General features: G+C 34.3%; 6 protein-coding genes. 4 read left to right on the top strand and 2 right to left on the bottom strand.

Features of this window, described 5'->3' with window-relative positions; all coding sequences use genetic code 11:
• The first annotated feature begins 84 nt into the window (after positions 1–84).
• Positions 85–909 (top strand): class I SAM-dependent methyltransferase, encoded by an 825-nt coding sequence (locus tag ACGHIN_RS16075; protein WP_390455833.1) that lies wholly within the window; start codon positions 85–87, stop codon positions 907–909.
• Between the two features lie 5 nt (positions 910–914).
• Here the strand turns inward: ACGHIN_RS16075 and ACGHIN_RS16070 are convergent, their stop codons facing one another.
• Both ACGHIN_RS16070 and ACGHIN_RS16065 read right to left on the bottom strand, forming a co-directional pair.
• Entirely contained in the window at positions 915–1,667 is a 753-nt protein-coding gene (locus ACGHIN_RS16070) for a polysaccharide deacetylase family protein (RefSeq protein WP_390455830.1), read from the bottom strand.
• Between the two features lie 80 nt (positions 1,668–1,747).
• Positions 1,748–2,713 (bottom strand): NAD-dependent epimerase/dehydratase family protein, encoded by a 966-nt coding sequence (locus tag ACGHIN_RS16065; protein ID WP_390455827.1) that lies wholly within the window; start codon positions 2,711–2,713, stop codon positions 1,748–1,750.
• Positions 2,714–2,807: 94 nt separating this feature from the next.
• On the opposite strand from ACGHIN_RS16065, the gene ACGHIN_RS16060 reads away from it, so the two are divergent.
• The 3 genes from ACGHIN_RS16060 to ggt are packed head-to-tail and all read left to right on the top strand — an operon-like array spanning position 2,808 to position 6,242.
• Complete coding sequence (locus ACGHIN_RS16060) at positions 2,808–3,935, top strand: DUF262 domain-containing protein (protein ID WP_390455824.1); 1,128 nt, start codon at positions 2,808–2,810, stop codon at positions 3,933–3,935.
• Positions 3,925–4,557, top strand: a complete 633-nt coding sequence (locus ACGHIN_RS16055; protein ID WP_390455821.1) for an MAE_28990/MAE_18760 family HEPN-like nuclease — start codon at positions 3,925–3,927, stop codon at positions 4,555–4,557. Before ACGHIN_RS16060 ends, ACGHIN_RS16055 begins: the two co-directional genes overlap by 11 nt.
• Positions 4,554–6,242, top strand: a complete 1,689-nt coding sequence (gene ggt, locus ACGHIN_RS16050; RefSeq protein ID WP_390455818.1) for a gamma-glutamyltransferase — start codon at positions 4,554–4,556, stop codon at positions 6,240–6,242. The genes ACGHIN_RS16055 and ggt overlap by 4 nt, the downstream gene beginning before the upstream one ends.
• The last annotated feature ends 55 nt before the right edge of the window (positions 6,243–6,297 follow it).

Here is a 6,297-nt window from a genome sequence, read left to right as displayed (position 1 = left end):
ACCCGGGAAGAGTCGGAGTTTTACCGGAAATTACTCTTTTTGAACTCTCATAATTGCTTATTTTAGCCAACATATTGATTATCGATGAAAGACACCGGAGAACGCCATATTCTTAATGAAAACTTCAATAATAAGTCGGAGTTTTACATTCACCTGATGCACATTGCCACCTATGAATATGCTAAAAGTTTTGTTAAGGGTAAAAAAGTATTAGACTTTGGTTGTGGTTCGGGCTATGGAACCCAAATGTTATCAGAAGATGCCCAAAGTGTAACGGGTGTAGACATCAGCAAGGAAGCCATTGAATTTGCTAAAACAAATTACACCGCTTCCCGTCTGGATTTTAAAACAATACCGGAAATTTCCAATGAAAAATTTGATATAATCACTTCTTTTCAGGTGATAGAGCATGTTCCGAATGATAACCAATATGTGACTGACTTAAAAAGACTTTTGAATCCCGGTGGTTACCTGTTGATTTCAACACCGGATAAAACCAACAGACTTTTCAATTATATTCAGCAACCCTGGAATATTTTTCATCTAAAAGAATATACTGCGGGAAGCTTACATCATTTGCTGCAGAAGCATTTTAACCAAGTGGAAGTGTTGAAAATCGGTTCCGATTCAGATTTGGTATTGGAGGAGATCAACAGAACAAAAAAGCAGAAAATACTTACGCTTCCTTGTACTTTGAGCATTTATCCTTATTCTGTAAGAGTTTTTCTGTTGAATGCTTTAAAATCTCTATTTGAACTGAAAAAGAAATTAAAGCCGGAAGCTCAAAAGGAAGTTACAGAAAACAGTATAACCAATAATTTTACTTCACAATATTCTCAAAAAGACATTAAAATTGAAAAGGATATGCAATATTCCACTGATCTATTGGTTATTTGCATTAAAGAATAAACCGATTAAAAAATATAATCTTTCATACGGGAAGTGGCCAATTCCTTCTCGTTGATCCAGCTAAGGAGGGCATCCAATTTGTCCTCCATTTTTCTGCCCGAAAAAAGACTTCTGTAAAACGGGATTTTAAACCTGTATTTTTTAAAGTCGGTGAATTGCCATGTATTGAGATAAATCAGAACAAATTCCTCGTTCTTTAAGGTTTCAAAGACCATATTCTGATAATAGTTCATCGGCAGCATCTGAAATACAAAATCATTGTACGGCAACTGGCTGTAAGGAGAAATGCTTTCGGGCACGATACTTATTCCATCCTCTTCCACGATTTCGGTATTTCTTTCCAATCTTTTCAATGGGAACAGAATGTTCGCGTTATCGATGTTGGAGATATAATTAAATTCCAGGAGTTTCAACTCTTCCGAGGGCAGTTTTAAATCTTTTTGTCGAATCCCTCTTACCTGTTTCTCCAGGAAATCCTGCATGCTTTTCTTGGCTTGTTCAACTTCCTGAAGACTGGAATTTTTATTATAAAAAGCAATTTCATGACCGCGGCCCGAAATTGCTTTTATAAGATTTCTACATTTTTCCGTGATGGAAATCTCAACGAAAAAAGTGGCTTTTATATCATGGATATCTAAAATTCTGAGAATTGATTTGGTATTATCTTCCGTAATTTTCAATCTTTCATCATCGGAAATCTGAACGCCATTTTTAGTTTCAGCTTCCATATTCACGATGTTGAAGGTTAACAATATCATTTAAACTAAATTTTAGATAAAATTTGTAATTTATTTTATTATAGTTAGATATAAATATTATTTAAAGTAAGTTTGACCAATTAATTCTTATTCAATTTCACTTTTAAATTTTTAATCATATCCTTTGACATTTCGGAAATTCCGAAGTCATACGTAAGTCCCCAATCTTTTTTCGCAATTGAATCGTCGATAGAAGCCGGCCACGAATCTGCAATAGCCTGCCTGAAATCCGGTTTATAATCAATGGTAAATCCAGGGATTTCTTTTTTGATTTCTTCTGCCAATTCTTTGGGGGTAAATGACATTCCACCCAGGTTATAAGACGAACGTACCGTTAAGCTATCTTTAGGAGCATCCATCAGCTTTAACGTTGCATTGATGGCATCATCCATATATAACATTGGCATTGCGGTATTTTCAGAAATAAAGCTTGTGTACTTTCCTTCTTCTACTGCTTCGTAGAAAATTTCCACTGCATAATCTGTAGTTCCTCCACCTGCAGGAGTTTTCCAGGAAATCAGTCCCGGATATCTAATACTTCTTACGTCTACTCCATGCTTATCGAAATAATACTCACACCATTTTTCTCCGGCCATTTTAGAAATACCGTATACAGTAGTCGGATTTAAAACTACATCCTGTCCTACATTTTCTTTTGGAATTCCTTTTCCGAATACAGCGATTGAGCTTGGCCAGAAGATCTTTTTGATCAATCCTTCCTTTGCCATTTCACAAAAATGAAGAAGAGGCTCCAGGTTCAGTTTCCATGCAAAAATCGGTTGTTTTTCAGAAGTTCCGGAAAGTAGCGATGCCAAGTGATACACCGTAGTGATATCATAATCTTTGATCACCTGTCTCACCAGTTGGGTATTGGTTACGTCCATTCTTTCATAGTGTCCGGCAGAAGTAATTCCTTTTTGCCATCTGTCTAATCCGGAAGCAACCACATTATCTGCACCGTGAATTTCAACAAGTCTGTTTGTAAGTTCGGTGCCTATCTGACCTAAAGCACCTGTAATAAGTATTTTCTCCGTATAGGACTCCATTTTTAGATTTTTATTAGTTGATAAACAGCAAAAATAAAGATTTTACAATTGAAAATAAAACTTAAATTTGTATTAAATCAAATAATAAATTAATATGGCTCTACAAGAAGAAATAGATATTAAAGCAAAAGAAATTCACACAGAAAATCTAAGTATGTCAATTGGAGAAATCATTAGTATGTATAATGATGGAGATCTAGATATTCACCCCGAATTTCAAAGATTCTATAGATGGAATTCTACTCAAAAATCAAAATTAATAGAGTCAATTTTATTAAATATTCCCATACCCTCGATTTTTGTAGCTCAAAGACCCGATGGGATTTGGGATGTTGTTGATGGTTTACAAAGACTTTCAACAATTTTTGAATTCATTGGAATACTAAAAAATGATAAAGACATATTATTACCACCTTTAAAATTAGTTGAAACTCAATTATTACCATCATTAAAAAATAAACTTTGGGAAGATTTAGGTGAAAATCCAACATTATATTCTGATGAAGATTTTTTTACTGATGCACAGCAAAGATATTTTAAGAGAAGTAGATTAAATTTCGTGATAATTCAAAAAGAAAGTGATTCGACTAGTAAGTATGAACTATTTCAAAGACTCAATACTGGAGGTAGCTCATTAACACCTCAGGAAGTTAGAAATTGTTTGTTAATAATGAATAATGAAAATTATTTTGAAAAATTAAAAGAATTAGCTGAATTCCCCTCCTTTCTAGAAACCATAAGTTTATCTGAAAAAAATATTGATGAACAATATGAAAAAGAACTTGTTTCAAGATTTTTAGTTTTAAAAAATGCTCAACAACATGAATTTAGGTCAATAAATGACTTGAGTACTTATTTAGATAATAAACTTATTGAATTTTTCAATAATAATTTTAACAATTGGAATACTATTAAAGAGAATTTTGAAAGGACTTTTCTTTTAATTAATGAACAGGCTGGCGAAAACGCATTTAAAAGATACAATAAACAGAAACATATTTTTAATGGTAGCTTCATAGTTTCTGCTTATGAAATGGTAGCAATAAATATTGCAAAAAATATTGAATATTGGGAAAATAATAGAAATTTAGTTCAAGAAAAAATCATTGAATGCTGGCAAAAGATTGATGAGGAAAATATTAGTTGGAGAGGTTACAATGCCGCTGAAAGATTACCTAAAACAATTTCCATAGGAGAACAAATATTTTTACATGAAAGTTAGATCTTTAAGTGAATTACAAAGTAAGTTAGATAGTGATATTCAATGGCGCAAAAAGGAGTTAATCGATTATAAATTAGTATTAGAAAATAACAAATTATCTACAGCATTAAATCCTTTAATAAGGGGTGGTATTGCTTTGTCTTATGCCCATTGGGAAGGTTTTATAAAAAATTCTTCTAGTTTTTATGTATCATATATTTCCACATTAAAATTACCTTTAGATAAAGTAAAATTAAATTTTGTTGCCTTAAAATTTAAGAAAAAATTTAACCAAAACAATGGAATATTACAATCAATACATTTAATACAAGAATTGCAAAGTATTGAAACATCTTTTTGTAAAATTTTTGATAAAGATATTATTGAAACTAAATCTAATCTAAGATTTAGCATTCTTAATGAGATACTAACCTCACTTGGATTTGAAGCTGAACACTTTGAAAAAAATGAAAATTTCATTGACAAAAAGTTAGTTGATCCTAGGAATGATATTGCTCACGGCACATATAGAGATGTCAATTATGAGGATTTTAAAATTGTTTTTGACAATACTATTCCATTAATGGAATACTACAAAACTTTAGTTGAGAATTCTGCTACTCTTAAATCTTATTTAAAATGAAAAAAAAAATAATCTTTTTCTTTTTAATCTCTTCTAGATTTGTTTTTTCTCAATTTACCGATATCAATATCGTAAAGGAAGTAAAAGTAAAAAACAAAGGTGTTGTTGTTTCCGCACATCCTTTAGCCAGTGAAGCCGGGGCAAAAATCCTGAAAACGGGAGGAAATGCTTATGATGCAGTTGTAGCAACCCAATATGCATTGGCTGTTGTTTATCCGCAGGCAGGAAATATTGGTGGTGGTGGATTTCTTGTTGGTGTTAAGAATACAGGAGAAAAATTCACGATTGATTATCGTGAAACGGCTCCCGGAAAGGCATCAAGAGATATGTATTTAGATAAAAAGGGAAAAGCAAATACAGATTGGTCGCAAAACGGGAGATTGGCAGTAGGTGTTCCCGGAAGTGTAGCCGGATTCTTCGCTACCTTAAAATACTGCAGGCTTCCTATGGAAAAACTGATTCAGCCTGCCATAGATCTTGCTGAAAAAGGTTTTGCCATTACCGAGCAGGAAGCCGGATTGCTCAATGCCCATCAAGAGATATTTCAAAAACATAACACTTCTTCTATTGCTTTTGTAAAAAACACTCCTTGGAAAGCCGGAGACATTCTCATCCAGAAAGAATTGGCTGAAACCTTGAAATTAATCCAAAAATCTGGAGCTAAAGGGTTTTATGAAGGAAAAACAGCCAGTCTTTTAGTGGCTGAAATGAAGAAAGGAAACGGAATTATAAGTCTTGAAGACTTAAAAAATTATAAAGTCGCTGAGAGGAAAGCCTTGGAATTCGATTATAAAAATAATCATGTAGTTTCTATGCCTTTGCCTTCAAGCGGCGGACTTCTTCTGGCTCAAATGCTGAAAATGTCGGGATATGAAAACCTTGAAAAATATCAACAAAATTCTGCTCAGGCTGTACAAATCATGATTGAGGCAGAAAGAAGGGCTTTTGCAGACAGGGCTGAATATATGGGAGATCCGGATTTTATTGAGGATAAGACTACTTACCTGATCTCCGATGAGTATCTGAAAAACAGATGGAAAAGCTTTAGTTTCAGCAAAGCTACCTCAAGTTCGGAAGTTGGAAAAATTACTCCGCAACCGAAAGAATCTACAGAAACCACTCATATTTCCGTTATTGATAAGGATGGCAACGCTGCAGCTGTAACGACAACTCTTAACGGATTATATGGCAGCAAAGTCGTGGTTTCCGGAGCCGGTTTCTTTTTAAATAATGAAATGGACGATTTCTCTATAAAACCGGGAGTTCCGAATATGTTTGGAGCAGTAGGCGGTGAAGCCAATGCCATACAACCGAATAAAAGAATGCTTTCTTCCATGACTCCTACCATTCTGCTGAAAAACGGTAAACCTTATATGGTTGTAGGAACTCCCGGAGGAACAACGATTCCCACTTCTGTTTACCAGTCTATTGTGAATGTTATTGATTTTAAACAAAATGCCAATATCTCGGTGAATGCTCCCAAATTTCATCATCAATGGCTCCCTGAAACCGTAATGGCTGAGGAGAGTTTCCCTGAAACCACCCTTTCTGAACTTACAGCTAAAGGATATGTTTTTAATAAGGTACGACAGCTAGGGAGAACGGAAATGATCTTAATTGATGATCAAGGCAATATTCATGCTGTTGCAGATGGACGTGGTGATGACTCTGTGGCAGTGGAATAAATTATAGGAATTTTGAGTTTTGGGGGGGGGGGGGGGGGGCGCGGGGCCGGCGCCG

The sequence above is a fragment of the Chryseobacterium barbadense genome (genome assembly GCF_042849955.1).
Classification (GTDB): Bacteria; Bacteroidota; Bacteroidia; order Flavobacteriales; family Weeksellaceae; genus Chryseobacterium.
Note: the sequence above shows the minus strand (reverse complement) of the source record. Positions and strands in the feature narration are given on the sequence as shown.

What these genes read in the sequence shown, in the direction of transcription:
- ACGHIN_RS16075 (WP_390455833.1), top strand. Translation starts at nt 85, where the DNA reads ATGAAAGACACCGGAGAACGCCATATTCTTAATGAAAACTTCAATAAT.
- ACGHIN_RS16070 (WP_390455830.1), bottom strand. Translation starts at nt 1,667, where the DNA reads ATGATATTGTTAACCTTCAACATCGTGAATATGGAAGCTGAAACTAAA.
- ACGHIN_RS16065 (WP_390455827.1), bottom strand. Translation starts at nt 2,713, where the DNA reads ATGGAGTCCTATACGGAGAAAATACTTATTACAGGTGCTTTAGGTCAG.
- ACGHIN_RS16060 (WP_390455824.1), top strand. Translation starts at nt 2,808, where the DNA reads ATGGCTCTACAAGAAGAAATAGATATTAAAGCAAAAGAAATTCACACA.
- ACGHIN_RS16055 (WP_390455821.1), top strand. Translation starts at nt 3,925, where the DNA reads ATGAAAGTTAGATCTTTAAGTGAATTACAAAGTAAGTTAGATAGTGAT.
- ggt (WP_390455818.1), top strand. Translation starts at nt 4,554, where the DNA reads ATGAAAAAAAAAATAATCTTTTTCTTTTTAATCTCTTCTAGATTTGTT.